This window comes from Marinococcus luteus (assembly GCF_034497705.1).
GTDB classification, from domain to species: Bacteria; Bacillota; Bacilli; order Bacillales; family Marinococcaceae; genus Marinococcus; species Marinococcus luteus_A.
Map to the genome: position 1 here is coordinate 1 of NZ_JAXRUV010000006.1, position 15,225 is coordinate 15,225.

Genomic DNA, 15,225 nt, shown 5'->3' on the forward strand with positions numbered 1-15,225 from the left:
TTCTTTTTATCATAGCACGAAAAAAACTGCCGACAAGCTCTAAAATGAGAGTCATTGTCGACAGTCTGAGCACGCCTTTTCCTGTTGGAATAGGCGTGCTTTTAAATATTTTTGTATAGAGCTTCCGCAGTGTTTATCCCGTTTTGAATGCAGGCACCAATACCAACCCCGTAATACGAAGCACCAGCCACATAAACGCCCGGAAACTTTTCCTTCAGCAGCCTTTCAAGCTCTCCAACAGCTGACTGGTGCCCGATGTGATAATTTGGCATCAGCTGTTCCCAGTCTGTTACTTCCAGGCTTACCGGCTCCTGTTCAATATGAAGGCTTTTCTTCAGGTCATTTAGCGCGGTCTGCTTTATCTGTTCTTCTCCTCCTTCCTGCATTCGCTGATACGCAGGCTTGGAGCTTTTGTAAAATAAACGCACCAGCACATTTTCGCCTTTCGAGGTATGGGTCCATTTCCGATTGCTCCACGTGCATGCATTACATTCAAGATCACTGTTCTCAGAAACGATAAATCCTGTCCCGTCCCGCGGCAGACTGTCCGGCGGCAGGGAAAAACCAGCATACACACTTAAAAGAGATGAGCTCTGGAACTCGTTAAATGTTTTTGTCATCTCCTCATCCTGCAGTATACGTGCTGCAGTCCGGTGCGGCGCAGCTATAACTACGGCATCTGTCTGCAGGCTTTCTCCGCTGTCGAGCTTCACCTGATACGCTTCCTCTTTCTTTTTAATGTGCTCCACCTGCCGGCCAAACAACAACTCTGTTTCGGTTAATTTCGAAAGCAGCGCCTCCGGCAGCGAAGACAAACCATTTCGGAAGGAAATGAATTTTTTCCCTCCACTCGCTCCGAACTTTTTTTTGTTTTTCGCCACTCCCCGCATAATACTTCCAAAATCGTTTTTATAATCCACGAGATACGGAAGTGTCGATGCCATGGTAAGTGAGTAAATATCCCCCGAGTACACGCCGGACAAAACCGGTGCAATTTGATTTTTCACCAGTTCACGGCCCAGGAAGGATTCGAGAAACTCCCCCACAGAGCTTTCTTTCGTGAAATTCTTATTCTTTTTTACGTAATCTCCAAGTGCCTGAACCTTTCCTTTCCAGGAAATAAGCGGACTTTTTAAAAGCGACACTGGTCCCGATGGAATACCAAAGACTGCATCCTTCGGGAGCGGATACAGCTGATCTTTTACATACAGGTACGACACTCCAGTGCTGTTATACACTATTTCTTTTTCGAGTCCCGCCTCTTCAACTAACGGAAGCACTGCGCTGTGCCTGGCTACAACCGAATCAGCCCCAGTCTCCATAATAAAATCTTCATGATGAACGGTTCGTATTTTACCGCCTGCTTTTTCTTCTTTTTCCACGAGTGTTAATTCAATATTGCTGTTACTCTCCAATTTCCATTTCTGAAGATAGTACAGAATAGTAAGCCCTGTAATTCCCCCGCCGACTACGGTAATTCGTTTCATCAGTCTTCCTCTTTTCTGCATTCTAACGATTTTGTGCTATACCTAAAATTATGCCGTCGTTCTTTATTTGATGCAAATATATAAAATAATTTCATGCATTTGTTTACAAATGTTTACAAACAAATAGAAGCAGGTAATGGAATCAGGCTGAGACCTGCTATTTTTGATAGGAGAAATGATTATGGGAAAATTAAACGGAAAAACATTGGAAAGAAAGCACCGAATAATTCCTCACAACTAAGAGCCGTTTTACGTCCCGGGACATAAAACGGCTCTTACCTTTTCTTATTTAATCTATTTTTTATAAAGCTGTATGTGTTAGCTTTAAGCTTCATCGTACGTATATCGCACCACATATTTATTGGAGCGCAGCTTTCTTATTTCTACAAGCGGTCCCAGTTCATATCCGTTGTGCCAGTTTTCTTCCAGCTTTGCTTTAAGGCAGCCGGCCTGAAATTTTGAATGAAAGGTCTTTTTCCAGTATATCCAACGCGGTTTGGTTTCCTGCACTAGAATTTCTACTCCTTTATCATATATTTAAGTTTGCTTTTTCTCTACATATTGTACTCCCAATTGCTTTATTTGTTAAGCACAATGAGTTATACACACAAAAACCCCACAGTCAAAAAACTGCGGGGTTACTCATGATTTCTTTCAGCCAATCAACTCTTCATCTTCCCGGTGTTTAATCTGCCTGCTCGTGCGCTCTTCTTCTTTATCACGCATCCGGTGAGCAAGACGCGCAGAAGCACTCGAAGCAATGCTTGCGACCAAATCATCTAAAAAGGTGTGCACTCTTTCTTCGCTTGTGTCCAATTCGTTAATGATACCGTCTTTGGCTTTATCCAAATATCCAAATGTAGTAACGGCTATACTTCCGAACCCAAACACCGAACCAAGCGCCACCGTTTCGTCAATACCAAACAGACCTTCGTCCGTATCGACCAGTGACTGCAGAGGCTCAGAAAGCTGGTTATTTTCAGCCAGCTTGTCGATTTCCACGCCCACTAAGATAGCATGCTGAATTTCCCTTTTATACAATACAGCATCCACGCTTTCCAGACAGTCATCCATCGTCAGATTCGGTGCGTATTTGGCCTGCATATTATATACGATATCTGCAATGTCCTGAAGGTAAACTCCGCGCTCCTCGAGCATATTCCTTGCTGCTTTTTCTACTTTTTCACTTGATACTTTTTCTTTAGTCATATTGCTGCCTCCTTTGTCGAGTGCAATCCGGAATACATAAAAGCCCTTAAAATTATGTTACAATAGCTATTGCAACAATAAGGGACTTCACTAATACTATTTCCCTATGAAAGGATTGTGAAACGTCATGGACGGTACCCAGCAGGATGTCACATTTCACAGCGAAATATTGGATCACTCTTTTGATTTACGTATCTACACCCCGGATGGATTCACTCCTATGTCTACATATCATTTAATCATCGCCCAGGACGGTAAAGATTACTTCCGGCTCGGCCATTTAGTCCGTTACGCCGAACAGGCGATGGAGGAAGGAGCTCCCGACACGGTAATCGTAGGAGTGCCCTATCCTTCTGTGCGCCAGCGCAGAAACTGGTACCACCCCGATGAAGAGGACCATAATAATTACCTTCAATTTATGGCCTCAGAACTCCTTCCGTTTATGGAAAAAGAGTACCACGCTGAGCCTTCACCTGAAGCAAGGACTCTGCTTGGCGATTCACTTGGAGGCACAGTTTCTTTAATGGCTTCTCTCCGCTATCCTAACATTTTTCAGCGGATTGTGATGCATTCACCGCTTGTTAACGAAACTGTATTCGATGCTCTGAAAAACTCAGAGGACTGGCCTTCCTTTACGATGTACCATACCATTGGAACTGAAGAACAGGAGGTAGACACGACGGCTGGTACGGTCGAGGATTTTCTGAAACCAAACCGTGATTTGTATGAATACCTTTCCGTCAAAGCGTCCCACTATCATTATAAAGAGCTCGAGGGCGGGCATTTATGGAAGGTGTGGGAGCAGGACGTGCTTCATTCGCTTGCTTACATGTTTGATATTGAACTAGATTGAGAAAGGACTGCGTTTAATGATTGAAGTGTACGAAGTCAGTAACAGGCAGCAGCTCGAAGATGCCTTCCGGGTCCGTTTTGACGTTTTCGTCGAGGAACAGAATGTGCCCGAGGAAGAAGAAATTGATGAATTTGAAGAAGAAGCTGTCCATTTCGTCGTATACGACGGCGACCAGGCAATTGGAGCATCCCGGCTCCGATTTGAAGAGGACTACGCTAAAGCGGAACGTGTATGTATTTATTCTTCCTTCCGTAGGACCGGAAGCGGCCGTCTACTGATGCAGGCCATGGAATATAAAGCACTGGAAATGGAAAAGCCTGTTATGAAGCTCAATGCCCAAAAATATGCTTCCGGATTTTATCAATCCCTCGGGTACGAAGTCACGTCCGGTGAGTTTATGGATGCCGGCATCCCTCATGTGGAAATGAAAAAGTCGCTTAGCTGGTGAGCATCTCTGCTCACCTTTTTTTCGTTTTCGACCGTCGTACCTTCACCCTTTTTTCTCCCCGCTGCTTTCGTATCCATTTAATAAACCGCCAGATTTTTTCATCAGCCCGCAGCTGTTCAATAGTGTTCAGCCTTACGGCCAGCTCTTTGTTACTGTATAAAGCATGTATCTGCCGGTGACAGGCTTTACACAGCCAGGCAGTTGCCCCGTGTGTCCCTCCTTCATCCTTTGGCACCAGGTGGTGCACTGTGCGTTCGACCTCCTCCCGTCCGCAAAGCTCGCACGTTCCCACCGATTTTCCCTGTTTCAACCACTTCCCCTCCTTGTCCGTAATAAAAAGAGAACTGCCGGACGGCAGCTCTCTCAGGCAAACGTATGAATGCGCCGCCCTTTTTTATTTTCTTCTTCTAAAATACGCTCATACCTTTTTTCGAGTGACCGATACGCTTGCTGCTGCTCACTCGAATATCGTTTCGGTTCTACGGGCTGAACCCGCTGAACGCGGCGTACTCCCGGCTTTACCGGCGGCTGCTGACGGTTAGCATAATTAACAGCCGATGCATTAATATATGGAACTACAAGTGCCATGTTTAGACCCTCCTCCACTGCTTACAATGATGGATTGAAGAAAAAATGATCACTAGTATTCTTTACCCTTTTTTCCATATATTAAGCACCAGAAACGGTTATTTAATCGTAATAATACCGTCTTCCTCTGCCCGGACCGTTTTTCCGCTCTCTACACTGACAGTATATTCTTTGTCCAGATTGGTGAACACTACCGGTGTCGTTGTAGAAGCTGCTTCCTGACGGATTTTCTCAAGATCAGCTTTAACTAGTACATCTCCCTGCTTTACCTTATCGTTTTCTGTCACAAAGACTTCGAAGCCTTCGCCTTTCATATTAACCGTATCCAGACCGATATGAATGAGAATCTCTGTGCCTTCATCAGTCTGCATCCCTACAGCGTGTTTCGTCGGGAACACTGTAGTAATAGTTCCGTCGACAGGCGCATGAAAGACGCCTTCTTCCGGCACAATTGCAAATCCGTCTCCCATCATTTTTCCGGAAAACACTTCATCTTCCACTTCATCGATACGGATCAGCCGTCCGGAGGCTGGACTTGTAATTGACATGGCCTCAATATCTTCAGCAGACGCAGTGTTCATTGCAGTAGCAGCTGTTTCTTTTTCTGCTATTGGTTCAGGCGTCTTTCCAGCAATAACGTCCTGCATCTGAGACTTAATCGCATCTGATTTAGGACCAAAAATCGCCTGAACGTTATTGCCGACTTCCATTACGCCGGAAGCACCCAGTGCTTTAAGCTGATCTTTATTCACTTTATCTTTTTCATTGACGGTGATCCGGAGTCTTGTGATGCAGGCGTCCAGGTGTTTTAAGTTTTCCTGGCCGCCAAACGCAGCAATGATTTCTCTTGGCAGTTCATCGTCAGAAGCGGCACCAGACATTCCAGCGGCTCCTTCTGTGGCTGCTTCACGTCCCGGAGTCATCAGGTTGAATTTTTGGATAGCAAACCGGAATCCGAAGTAATAAATTAACGCAAAGCATAGTCCGACTGGAATAACGAGCCACCATTCCGTCCGGTTTGGCACGATCCCGAAGAGCAGAAAGTCGATAACCCCTCCGGAGAAGGTCATGCCAATTTTGACATCAAGCAGCTGCATAATCATGAAGGAGAATCCGGCAAAAATCGCGTGAATCGCAAACAGAAGAGGTGCTACAAACAAGAAGCTGAACTCAAGCGGCTCAGTAATGCCTGTCAGAAAAGAAGTCAATGCCGCCGACCCCATAATACCTGCGACCATCTTTTTATTTTCCGGACGGGCGCAGTGGTAAATTGCGAGAGCCGCAGCCGGAAGACCAAACATCATGAACGGGAATTTCCCTGTCATGAACGTTCCAGCAGTAAATGGCACACCGTCTTTCATTTGTTCGAAGAAAATCCGCTGATCTCCATTGACCGTTTCTCCCGCCTCGTTCACATAGCTTCCAAATTCGAACCAGAACGGAGAATAGAAAATGTGGTGCAGGCCGAATGGCACGAGTGAACGTTCCATTACGCCGAAAATAAATGCGGAAAGCGTTTGGTTTGATTCTGTCACATAAAGGGACAGGGAATTCAATCCGGTTTGAATTGGGGGCCAAACAAGTGTCAAAGCAGCACCGATAACCAGACCGCCGACAGCAGTAGCAATCGGTACAAATCTTTTTCCGGCGAAAAAGCCTAAGTAGGTTGGCAGATTAATATTATAAAAGCGCTGATACATCATTGCTCCTAATATACCGGCAATTATCCCCCCAAACACCCCTGTCTGAAGTGTGGGAATACCAAGCACTGACGCGTAGCCCGGCTCTTCAAGCATATCTGTATTAACACTTAATAACACGCTCATCGTAACGTTTATAATCATAAAACCGATCAGTGCTGCAAGAGCTGCAACTCCGTCTCCTGCCAGGCCGAGTGCTACACCGACTGCAAATAATACCGCTAAATTATCAAATACTACCCCACCAGCTTCCGACATCAGCTCGGCAATTAATTCTGCCGGAGCAGATGTCAGAAATGGCAGCAATTCGATCATTTGCTCTTCCTGCATGGCAGTACCGATAGCAAGAAGCAGACCGGCCGCTGGAAGAAGGGCAACCGGAAGCATCAGGGCGCGTCCGATACGTTGAAGTACTCCAAATGACTGTTTCCACATATGTATCTCTCCTAATTATTTTTCGGAAGACTCATCACTGACCACAGGTTTCAGTGCACAAAAAAAGGCATGAGAGATACACTAATCGCGAGGTCACAAAGAGAAAAGAAGCTGGTTCTTTCTCCCTTTGGTTCAAACGCGATCAGCATTCTCTCATGCCTGCTTTACCAGTAACACGGAACACTAGATCAATATTTTCGTTTCGATGAAAGCCTTTGCAGATGAATGGTTAAATAAACGGCTTCGCCTTCTGGTATCGTCGTCTGCAAAGCACGCTGCATCGTTCGTATGAGCTTCCAGGACAAATTATAGCAGAAGGGATACTCTGCCTGCAACATTTTTTTTAATGGTTCAGACGCCTCTTCGAACTCACCGTTTCTCACCCTTGCAACAGCCTGCTGCAAATGACGGAACAGCCGGCGGTGATCTAAATCTTCCGGAGACAGCTGAATATCGAGAGCCTTCTCCACCATTACCGTCATATCTTTTACAAGCCTCGTATAAGCGTTCACTTGGTCGAGCGGCGTTCTCGTCACTGCCCCGTGCAGGTGCAGTGCGATAAACCCTTTTTCCTCTTCCGGAAGCCGCACCCCTGTCCATTGTTCAATTTCGTCAATGATCCATCCGGCCGCACGGTATTCTTTTTCATAAGCAAGCTGGGTTTCTTTTAAAAACGGATTGCTGATTGTAAGACCTTTTTTTGTTCTCTCAAGTGCAAAGCTGAGGTGGTCCGTTAACGCTACATGAATGTGTTCTTCGAACGTTTCCGCCCACTCTGCTTCAAGCACCTGCAGAATTTCTGTAATACAGGCGATAAACGTCTCATCGATATGCTCGATTAACTGTCGGTACTGCGTCTGTTCATTTTCGTTTTTCAGTATGAAAAACTTTTCCGGAGCCCCGGCATCAATGAGGTCTCCCGGGCGCTTGGAAAAGCCGATTCCCCGCCCGGTAAGAATAACTTCCCCGTAGTCCTCATGTTCTGCAATAACAACGTTATTGTTTAACCCTTTAATTACTTTCATTCTTTACCACCATGTTCCTGTTGACCTGATTTACATACCGTATGCGTGATAGCCTCCGTCGACATGGATAACTTCACCTGTAATTCCACTCGACATCCCGCTCATCAGAAAGGCAGTGGTGTCCCCAACCTCTTTTTGGGTAACCGTACGCCGCAGCGGCGCATGCTCTTCCATGGCCTTGATAGTGTCGTTAAAGCCGGAGACGCCTTTAGCTGCCAGCGTACGAATCGGACCGGCCGAGATTGCATTGACTCTAATGTCGTCTGCACCCAGATCGTTCGCCAAATACCGGGTACTAGCCTCTAAAGAAGCTTTCGCTACGCCCATGACGTTATAATTGTTCACGATCCGCTCTGCCCCGAGGTAGCTCATCGTAACAAAAGAACCTCCCTCTGTCATTAAATCAAACTCTTTCACAGCCTTTGCAACTGCAGTGAAGGAATATGCACTGATTTCCTGGGCCAGTAAAAATCCTTCACGGGTAGCATTTAAGTATTCACCCTCGAGCTCTTCTCTTTTCGCATAAGCCAGGGAATGAACGACGCCGTGAATGGTCCCCGCTTCTTCTTTAATTTTTGCAAAGCATTCGCGGATCTGCTCATCGTTGGTGACGTCACACTGAACGACGAGTGGTTCTTCCTGATCCAGCGAATCCGCCAATTTTCTGACACTTTTTTCGGTGCGCTGCTGTCCGTATGTAAATACTAAATCAGCTCCTGCCTCTGCCAGGCTTTCCGCTGCTCCCCAGGCTATGCTTCTTTTATTGGCAACACCCATCACGACAAACGTTTTTCCTTCAAGTGATAATTGCATCGTTGTCTCTCCTTTAGATATGATTGTATCATTATCAAATAATTTCTTTACCTTTATATCATTGAACCGCCGGGCTGTCCAACAGCCGTTATATTTTTTCAGAAGGGAGAGGTCTGAGTGAACAGACACTTTGACTTTATTAGCGACATTCACGGCTGTGCGTACGAAATGAACGAAATGCTTTCAGTACTCGGCTATGACCACCATCAAAATTACATGCACCCCGGCGGTCGTCAGCTTGTTATCGTTGGCGACATTACAGACCGCGGGCCAAATTCTATGGATGTCATCCGTATAACAGACCAAATGGTTAAAAGTGGAAACGCCCTGTATTTGCCCGGAAACCATTGTGACAAACTGTACCGCTGGTTTTTAGGGCGGCCGGTCCAGGTAGGTCACGGGCTTGAGAAAACCATCCAGGAGTGGGAAGCACTCCTCCCGGGTGAACGGCAGGAGGTGAAACAGAAGTTTATGGACTTGTTTGAGCAGGCACCGCTGTACCAGCTGTTCGACAATGAAAACATTCTTGCTTCCCATGGCGGCATGCAGGAGGATTTGATCGGCCGAACGGACCGCAGAACCCGGAATGTAGTTTTGTACGGACCAACAAAGCTAAACGCCAGTCGCGAGCCTGAGCGTATAGACTGGGCTCCCTCCTACCGCGGCAGGCCTTTCATCATTTACGGCCACACCCCTGTATGGAAAGCCAGACTCGTCGGCCGGACCTTAAATATTGATACAGGCTGTTCATTTGGAAACAAGCTTACCGCCTACCGTTACCCGGAACATGAATTCGTTGAGGTCCCTTCCACTCTGCCACTGCAGCCGGATCACTTAAATACCTTCAGCCGCTGAGAAGCCAGAAAATTATTAATATCTTCAGGGTGCGGAGCCGTAACGTTGATTATTGTTTCCTGTACCGGATGAAAGAAATCCAGACGGCAGGCGTGCAGTGCCTGTCTGTTCAAGTATTCATTTTTATTTCCATACAGCGTATCACCGGCAAGTGGAAAACCGGATGCAGAAGCATGCACCCGGATCTGATGCGTGCGGCCGGTTTCCAGCCCAAACTTTAAGACTGTGTGTTCAGGCAGTATTTCAATCACCTCTGCGGTGGTCACAGCTCTTTTGCCGTCCGGTGCTGCCACCTGTTCCACCAGACTGGTCGTACTCGGGCGGATCGGAACATCTACACACGTAAATTCCCGCGGCCATCTGCCTTCAACGATCCCAATGTACTCTTTCGCTCCGGCATTCATATGTTTTTCCATGCGGGAGTGGGCATAGGCATGACGGGCAAAAGGAACAATACCGCTCGTTCCACGGTCGAGCCTTGAAACAGGATGAATGGCAGACTGTATGTCTTTGTTTCGCAGATAACCAGCCAGTCTCCCTGCCAGTGACTCCTCACCTGCTGCTCTTCCGGGGATGGTTGGCAGGCCCGCAGGCTTGTTGATTACTATAATGTCTTTATCTTCATAGAGCACTTCCAGCCGCTCCTGGGACTCTTTAAAATGAGCAGGAACGGTTCCTGACGGTATGCTTATCTGAAGCTCATCCCCGGCGCTTAACCGGTCATTCCCCCGGCTTGCTTTCCCATTTATATACACGGGGAGTGTATCTACTTTTTTCCATACGCGCCGTGATACATCTTTGTACTGGCTCAAAAATCTTTTTACCTCCAGGTTTTCTGCCCCAGGAGGCACGCTCCATGTAATTGTCCTCATCCCTCTATTCTCCGATAAACGATTCTTTCACGCGCTTCCAGAAAGGAAACGGACGGAAGCGGGCGAATCGCACTTTTTCTTCTGCCACCCGGTACTGAATGGACTCAATCCCCTGGTCGACAAGAGTGATATGGTCAATAGTAATCTGCATGTCCACATCGTTCACCGGGCGCAGAAGACAGGTATGGTGCTGCGGCAGAATTAAAGGTGAGCCGATCGTCCGGTAAACCCGGTTATTAATGCTTGCCATTTCAGCTATTTGGATACTTGATAAGGAAGGGTGCAAAATCGCCCCGCCCAGGGATTTGTTATACGCCGTGCTTCCGGAAGGCGTCGAAATACACAAGCCGTCTCCGCGAAACGTTTCAAAATGGTCGCCTTTAATATCTACATTGCATACGAGAGAGCCTTCGAGCGTTTTTACCATACACTCGTTTAAGGCTAAGTACCGTTCGAATCGCGTATGTTCATTGTACCGGACAATTACTTCAAGCAGCGGGTACTCCACCACCTGAAATGGCGTTTTTGCAAGATGAATCACCAGCTTCTCTACTTCTTCCGGCTGCCAGTCTGCATAAAAACCGAGGTGACCGGTATGTATACCTACAAAGCATACATCTTCAAGTGATTCATAATAATGATGGAACGCCTGCAGCAGCGTGCCATCGCCTCCCACAGTTATCACAATATCGGGATGGACTTCGTCATGGATCAGGCCGAATTCATTCAGATAGGAAAGCACTTTGTCCCTGATTTCGTTGGAGGTGTCGTCTCCGCGGGAGGTAACGTTGTATCGCATGTTTTCATCGGTGGACGGGATACTCATGTATTTGGACCCTCACTTTCCCTGTTTTGCATATAGATACGCTGTGCTTCCCGCACCTCGCCTTTTATTTTAGACATTTCTTCATCGAGCTGAAACGCAGCTTCTGCAGCGCGCTGCAGCCGGTGTTTAATATCCTCCGGAATTTCACCGCTGTACTTGTAGTTTAAAGAATGTTCAATAGTCGCCCAGAAATTCATGGCCATTGTCCGCACCTGAATTTCTGTGAGCACGTCTTTGCGGCCGTCAATCGTATGCACAGGATAGGAAACGACCATATGGAAAGATCGGTAGCCACTCTCTTTTTTTTCCTTAATGTAATCCCGTTCCTCCAAAACCTCAAAATCCTGTCTTGTCCGCATCAGCTCCACAATGGTATCAATGTCGCCGACAAATTGGCAGACGATACGAATACCGGCAATGTCCTGCATTTTCGTATCGATTTCATCGAGCGGAATATCTTTACGCTGGGCTTTATCAAGAATGCTAGTTACCGGCTTGACCCTCCCGGTAACAAACTCAATCGGAGTGTGCTGTGAAGACATCTGGTACTGTTCTCTTAATCCTTTTAATTTCACCTTTATTTCCTCTACCGCCTGCATGTATGGCGAAAGAAAGGTCTGCCAGTTACTCATGGTTTACCACCACTCATTTACATTATTATGAGGTTATACGTTGAATGCTTCTTCAAATGCAGATACCATTTCAGTACCGTAATTCCCGTTTCCAGGCACATTATCCATTAAATAATCAATTTCTTCATGAAAGTTTTCTAAATGCAGGGCACTTCCGCTTTTTACATAGACATGCTTTTCGTTATCGTAAGCCTTTTTCAAAAGGGGCCATACTCTTTTTGGAATACGGAGCTGCACAAATTCGTCTTCCATATCCAGTACATAAACAAGCGTGAGCGCATCGGAATCTGCGAGCATCTGTCCACCGTCGCTTAATTTCTGCCATTCTTTTTCCGGCCACTCTTCCACCGGATACATCATTAATGATTCATTGTCTTCTTCGTAATGATTTACAGTCAATATATGCTGCATGTCATAATTCCTCCAAAACAGGGCAAGTATACGTTTCTTATCTGTACCTAATTTTATCATAACTTATGTAAACAGACAGAGCGCAAACCATATGATAAGATAATGCATAGCGTTTTTCCAGTAATTCGGTATTTGAAAGGATGATTCACCGTGGCGAAAGAACAGGAAATTGAAGCGAAGAATCTTTTGACGGAGCAGGAGTTTTCCTCTCTTACAGCTGACTTCGCTATTCAGGAAAGTGATTTTTCCTCCCAGAAAAATACCTATTTTGATACTTACAGCTTCGATCTGCGTTCCCATAAATCCGCTTTGCGCATACGCGAGCGGGGCGACTCATACACCTTGACATTGAAAGAACCGGCTCCGGAAGGACTCACTGAATGGAACCAGACCATTACAGCACAGGAGGCTCAGGAGGCGAGCACAGCCGGAACGCTGCCTGCCGGTGACGTCTACGGACGTCTTCAGGCACTGATTGGTTCCGTGCGCGTTGATAATATAGGCACACTGACCACCTACCGGGCCTCCCAGACCTTTCGTACAGGAGAAATCTTTTTTGACCGGAGTCATTATTTAGGGATCACAGATTATGAGCTCGAAATAGAAGGACCGAGTGAAAAAGAGGTTTATGCCTGGATGGATGAATTGGCAGACAAACATCAATTTCCTATCCGCAGCACACCGAACAAAATTGAACGACTTTTTCAACGCAGCCAGCAGCAGGATAAAAAACAGTAACATACGCACATTGTTCTTCATTTGAAATACTGGTATATTTTTCTTATCTGAATTTTATTAGTGGGGTGAATTTTTTTGACGATTTCTTCCTCTCTTTTCCCATCTTCAACCAATGCAGCTGCCGGAAGCAGCCAGCCGTCCATTCCTTCGCAGACAGCTTCTGCTGCCGGCCGTTTCGGTTCTTTTTTATACGATTCCCTGAAATCAACCCAGGCTATCATGTCCGAACAGACCAGCAGCGGCTTCAGCCCGGTCTCTTCTTCGTTGTTCTTAAACCCGGTGAGCGCAAGCAGCTATTTCAGTCATTTGGATGACGAAGCATCCAGGAATCCGGCTGAGCCTGCCGCAAAGAAAGTAAAAAAGGAAACGGCTGCTGCCTCTGAAAATCCTTCTTCATCTAAACAGGCATCAGGCTCGGGCGTTGTACAGACGATTGAGCGTTTATCGGAAAAATACGGGGTGGACAGTAAACTTGTCCGCGCACTGGTAAAGCAGGAATCCGGCTTTAATCCAAACGCTAAAAGCCATGCGGGCGCCATGGGGCTGATGCAGCTGATGCCGGGCACTGCTTCTATGCTGAAAGTAAAAGACCCGATGGACCCTGAACAAAACCTTGACGGAGGTATCCGCTATTTAAGAGACATGCTCGATAAATACAATGGCAACAAAACGCTTGCCCTTGCCGCTTATAACGCCGGCCCGGGTAATGTTGATAAATATGATGGTATTCCACCGTTTAAAGAAACCCAAAAATACGTCCCAAATGTGCTTGCCAACTATCAGGATCTTGTATAACCTGAAAAAACAATCCCGTCTTCGGGGTTGTTTTTTTGCCCCGGCAGCCATTTGCCATTCAAAATATTTGCGGTTACCGGGTCTCATTGCTAGAATAAATACTGAAATATAATAATTGCGTTTTGCGCTATTGCTCTGTCTTTGTAAGCATAAACGTTAAAGCGTTGTTCCGGAGGTTTACAATGACAGGTTTTAAATCCAGCTTTGATAAGCTTGGCGAAGAAAAACTTTCTGAACTTATTGATACGTTTTACAGGAAGGTTGGCGATCATCCGGATCTGGCTCCTATTTTTCCGGAGGACCTTACAGAAACTGCCCGTAAACAAAAGCAGTTTATGACACAATTTTTAGGCGGTCCGCCTTTATACACAGAAGAACATGGCCATCCCCGCCTGCGGGCCCGCCATCTCCCGTTTCCAATTACGGAAAAACGAGCGAAAGCCTGGCTGTTATGCATGGATGAAGCGATGGAAGAAATAAACATGGAACACGATATTAGACAGGAAATGTTTCAGCGGCTTGTGGTGACAGCACAGCACATGATAAATACTACCGAAGAAAATTCATAACGAAAGGAGCGTGAACTGGTCATGGGCAACGAGCATTTTTCTTTTTGTGATGACAGTTCCGGTTCCTGCAGTCTGCCGCAGTCTACCGACACACATTTATCGAAAAAGCCGCTTGAATTATATATTTTTATGGATCCATTATGCCCGGAGTGCTGGGCATTTGAACCCGTATTAAAAAAGCTGCTCATTGAATACGGCCATTATTTCACGCCAAAGCTTCTGCTCACTTCAAACATTGAATGCTGGAGTGAAGAGACACAGAAGCCAGTGAAAGAAGAAATGAAAAAAGAAATGGCCCTGTTTTATGAGGAAGTGGCCACCCGGACCGGCATGCCGGCAGATGGAAGCGTGTGGCTGAAGCATTCTGCTCCGTCTGCCTACATTCCTGCACTAGCCATGAAAGCAGCGGAAATGCAGGGAAAGCAGCTGGCTTCGGTTTTTTTTCGGAATATCAGAGAGAATTTATTTCTGCACGGCCGGGACATCTCCACGGAACAAACGCTTCTCCAGATCGCGGAAGCGACCGGACTGGACATTGAAGAATTTCAGCGCGATATACATTCTGCCTGTACACGGAAAGCCCTGAATTGTGATATCAGGACCTCCCGCGAGATGGAGGTCGATCAGGCACCAACATTCGTTTTCTTTAACGATCATGTTGAGGATGGGGGACTGAAGGTTTCCGGGCTGTATCCCTATCAGGTCTACGAAGAAATCCTCTCCGACATGCTAGGACATGTACCCGAGCGTTCTCACTCATTAACGCTTGAAAAGTTTCTCACCCGCTATCCGCGAATTACGACGAAAGAGGTTTCTGTTGTATTCGACTGGAGTGAAAAAGAGGCTGAAAAGCAGCTGAAACAGCTTCTGCTGATGAGAAAGATGAAGCATGTTCCACTAAAGAATGGGGCCTACTGGGAGTATGTACCTTCCCTTACCTGAAAAAATAAAAATCCGCGGAGATGGTCT

General features: G+C 46.4%; 19 protein-coding genes. 7 read left to right on the forward strand and 12 right to left on the reverse strand.

Going from position 1 to position 15,225, the window contains the following annotated elements; genetic code table 11:
- Positions 1-101 precede the first annotated feature (101 nt).
- The 3 genes from hemG to Q9M42_RS10305 form a co-directional block, all read right to left on the reverse strand.
- Positions 102-1,487, reverse strand: coding sequence for a protoporphyrinogen oxidase (hemG, locus tag Q9M42_RS10295; protein ID WP_322526397.1), 1,386 nt, complete (start codon positions 1,485-1,487; stop codon positions 102-104).
- Between the two features lie 324 nt (positions 1,488-1,811).
- Positions 1,812-1,997, reverse strand: coding sequence for a hypothetical protein (locus Q9M42_RS10300; RefSeq protein ID WP_022795241.1), 186 nt, complete (start codon positions 1,995-1,997; stop codon positions 1,812-1,814).
- Positions 1,998-2,141: 144 nt separating this feature from the next.
- Complete coding sequence (locus Q9M42_RS10305; RefSeq protein ID WP_322526398.1) at positions 2,142-2,696, reverse strand: phosphatidylglycerophosphatase A family protein; 555 nt, start codon at positions 2,694-2,696, stop codon at positions 2,142-2,144.
- Between the two features lie 127 nt (positions 2,697-2,823).
- On the opposite strand from Q9M42_RS10305, the gene Q9M42_RS10310 reads away from it, so the two are divergent.
- Both Q9M42_RS10310 and Q9M42_RS10315 read left to right on the forward strand, forming a co-directional pair.
- Positions 2,824-3,549, forward strand: coding sequence for an alpha/beta hydrolase (locus Q9M42_RS10310; RefSeq protein WP_322526399.1), 726 nt, complete (start codon positions 2,824-2,826; stop codon positions 3,547-3,549).
- A gap of 16 nt (positions 3,550-3,565) precedes the next feature.
- Positions 3,566-3,997 (forward strand): GNAT family N-acetyltransferase, encoded by a 432-nt coding sequence (locus tag Q9M42_RS10315; RefSeq protein WP_440972322.1) that lies wholly within the window; start codon positions 3,566-3,568, stop codon positions 3,995-3,997.
- A gap of 10 nt (positions 3,998-4,007) precedes the next feature.
- On the opposite strand, the gene Q9M42_RS10320 is transcribed toward Q9M42_RS10315, so the two are convergent.
- From Q9M42_RS10320 to fabI, 5 genes are all read right to left on the reverse strand, one after another.
- Positions 4,008-4,307 carry an HNH endonuclease gene (locus Q9M42_RS10320; RefSeq protein ID WP_322526400.1) on the reverse strand — a complete coding sequence of 100 codons (300 nt, stop codon included), beginning with the start codon at positions 4,305-4,307 and terminating at the stop codon, positions 4,008-4,010.
- A gap of 53 nt (positions 4,308-4,360) precedes the next feature.
- Positions 4,361-4,585, reverse strand: a complete 225-nt coding sequence (locus Q9M42_RS10325; RefSeq protein WP_322526401.1) for a hypothetical protein — start codon at positions 4,583-4,585, stop codon at positions 4,361-4,363.
- A gap of 98 nt (positions 4,586-4,683) precedes the next feature.
- Entirely contained in the window at positions 4,684-6,720 is a 2,037-nt protein-coding gene (gene ptsG / locus Q9M42_RS10330; RefSeq protein WP_322526402.1) for a glucose-specific PTS transporter subunit IIBC, read from the reverse strand.
- Between the two features lie 188 nt (positions 6,721-6,908).
- A complete protein-coding gene (gene glcT / locus Q9M42_RS10335; protein WP_322526403.1) occupies positions 6,909-7,745 on the reverse strand; it encodes a glucose PTS transporter transcription antiterminator GlcT in 837 nt (278 codons plus the stop codon).
- A 30-nt stretch (positions 7,746-7,775) separates the two neighbouring features.
- Complete coding sequence (gene fabI, locus Q9M42_RS10340; RefSeq protein WP_322526404.1) at positions 7,776-8,558, reverse strand: enoyl-ACP reductase FabI; 783 nt, start codon at positions 8,556-8,558, stop codon at positions 7,776-7,778.
- 117 nt (positions 8,559-8,675) lie between these two features.
- Here fabI and Q9M42_RS10345 point away from each other — a divergent pair, with 117 nt between their 5' ends.
- Positions 8,676-9,413, forward strand: a complete 738-nt coding sequence (locus Q9M42_RS10345) for a metallophosphoesterase (protein WP_322526405.1) — start codon at positions 8,676-8,678, stop codon at positions 9,411-9,413.
- Here Q9M42_RS10345 and Q9M42_RS10350 read toward each other — a convergent pair.
- From Q9M42_RS10350 to Q9M42_RS10365, 4 genes are read right to left on the reverse strand one after another with little or no spacing between them, the layout of a single operon-like run.
- Positions 9,389-10,285: an RluA family pseudouridine synthase gene (locus Q9M42_RS10350; protein WP_322526406.1), complete on the reverse strand. Its 897-nt coding sequence runs from the start codon at positions 10,283-10,285 to the stop codon at positions 9,389-9,391. The genes Q9M42_RS10345 and Q9M42_RS10350 overlap by 25 nt on opposite strands.
- A 4-nt stretch (positions 10,286-10,289) precedes the next feature.
- A complete protein-coding gene (locus Q9M42_RS10355; RefSeq protein WP_322526569.1) occupies positions 10,290-11,084 on the reverse strand; it encodes an NAD kinase in 795 nt (264 codons plus the stop codon).
- A gap of 23 nt (positions 11,085-11,107) precedes the next feature.
- Positions 11,108-11,743, reverse strand: coding sequence for a GTP pyrophosphokinase (locus Q9M42_RS10360; RefSeq protein ID WP_322526407.1), 636 nt, complete (start codon positions 11,741-11,743; stop codon positions 11,108-11,110).
- Positions 11,744-11,776: 33 nt separating this feature from the next.
- Positions 11,777-12,154: a hypothetical protein gene (locus Q9M42_RS10365; protein WP_322526408.1), complete on the reverse strand. Its 378-nt coding sequence runs from the start codon at positions 12,152-12,154 to the stop codon at positions 11,777-11,779.
- 150 nt (positions 12,155-12,304) lie between these two features.
- Between Q9M42_RS10365 and Q9M42_RS10370 the strand changes: the two genes are divergently transcribed.
- The 4 genes from Q9M42_RS10370 (at position 12,305) to Q9M42_RS10385 (ending at position 15,198) form a co-directional block, all read left to right on the forward strand.
- Entirely contained in the window at positions 12,305-12,892 is a 588-nt protein-coding gene (locus Q9M42_RS10370; protein ID WP_322526409.1) for a CYTH domain-containing protein, read from the forward strand.
- Positions 12,893-12,967: 75 nt separating this feature from the next.
- Positions 12,968-13,687, forward strand: coding sequence for a lytic transglycosylase domain-containing protein (locus Q9M42_RS10375; protein ID WP_322526410.1), 720 nt, complete (start codon positions 12,968-12,970; stop codon positions 13,685-13,687).
- Positions 13,688-13,869: 182 nt separating this feature from the next.
- On the forward strand, positions 13,870-14,256 hold the full coding sequence (locus tag Q9M42_RS10380) for a globin domain-containing protein (RefSeq protein ID WP_322526411.1): 387 nt from the start codon (positions 13,870-13,872) through the stop codon (positions 14,254-14,256).
- Positions 14,257-14,277: 21 nt separating this feature from the next.
- The gene (locus tag Q9M42_RS10385) at positions 14,278-15,198 is read left to right on the forward strand and encodes a ClpXP adapter SpxH family protein (RefSeq protein ID WP_322526412.1); all 921 of its coding nucleotides are present in this window, start codon (positions 14,278-14,280) and stop codon (positions 15,196-15,198) included.
- Positions 15,199-15,225 lie beyond the last annotated feature (27 nt).

What these genes read in the sequence shown, in the direction of transcription:
- hemG (WP_322526397.1), bottom strand. Translation starts at nt 1,487, where the DNA reads ATGAAACGAATTACCGTAGTCGGCGGGGGAATTACAGGGCTTACTATT.
- Q9M42_RS10305 (WP_322526398.1), bottom strand. Translation starts at nt 2,696, where the DNA reads ATGACTAAAGAAAAAGTATCAAGTGAAAAAGTAGAAAAAGCAGCAAGG.
- Q9M42_RS10310 (WP_322526399.1), top strand. Translation starts at nt 2,824, where the DNA reads ATGGACGGTACCCAGCAGGATGTCACATTTCACAGCGAAATATTGGAT.
- Q9M42_RS10315 (WP_440972322.1), top strand. Translation starts at nt 3,566, where the DNA reads ATGATTGAAGTGTACGAAGTCAGTAACAGGCAGCAGCTCGAAGATGCC.
- Q9M42_RS10325 (WP_322526401.1), bottom strand. Translation starts at nt 4,585, where the DNA reads ATGGCACTTGTAGTTCCATATATTAATGCATCGGCTGTTAATTATGCT.
- ptsG (WP_322526402.1), bottom strand. Translation starts at nt 6,720, where the DNA reads ATGTGGAAACAGTCATTTGGAGTACTTCAACGTATCGGACGCGCCCTG.
- glcT (WP_322526403.1), bottom strand. Translation starts at nt 7,745, where the DNA reads ATGAAAGTAATTAAAGGGTTAAACAATAACGTTGTTATTGCAGAACAT.
- fabI (WP_322526404.1), bottom strand. Translation starts at nt 8,558, where the DNA reads ATGCAATTATCACTTGAAGGAAAAACGTTTGTCGTGATGGGTGTTGCC.
- Q9M42_RS10350 (WP_322526406.1), bottom strand. Translation starts at nt 10,285, where the DNA reads ATGAGGACAATTACATGGAGCGTGCCTCCTGGGGCAGAAAACCTGGAG.
- Q9M42_RS10355 (WP_322526569.1), bottom strand. Translation starts at nt 11,084, where the DNA reads ATGCGATACAACGTTACCTCCCGCGGAGACGACACCTCCAACGAAATC.
- Q9M42_RS10360 (WP_322526407.1), bottom strand. Translation starts at nt 11,743, where the DNA reads ATGAGTAACTGGCAGACCTTTCTTTCGCCATACATGCAGGCGGTAGAG.
- Q9M42_RS10365 (WP_322526408.1), bottom strand. Translation starts at nt 12,154, where the DNA reads ATGCAGCATATATTGACTGTAAATCATTACGAAGAAGACAATGAATCA.
- Q9M42_RS10380 (WP_322526411.1), top strand. Translation starts at nt 13,870, where the DNA reads ATGACAGGTTTTAAATCCAGCTTTGATAAGCTTGGCGAAGAAAAACTT.
- Q9M42_RS10385 (WP_322526412.1), top strand. Translation starts at nt 14,278, where the DNA reads ATGGGCAACGAGCATTTTTCTTTTTGTGATGACAGTTCCGGTTCCTGC.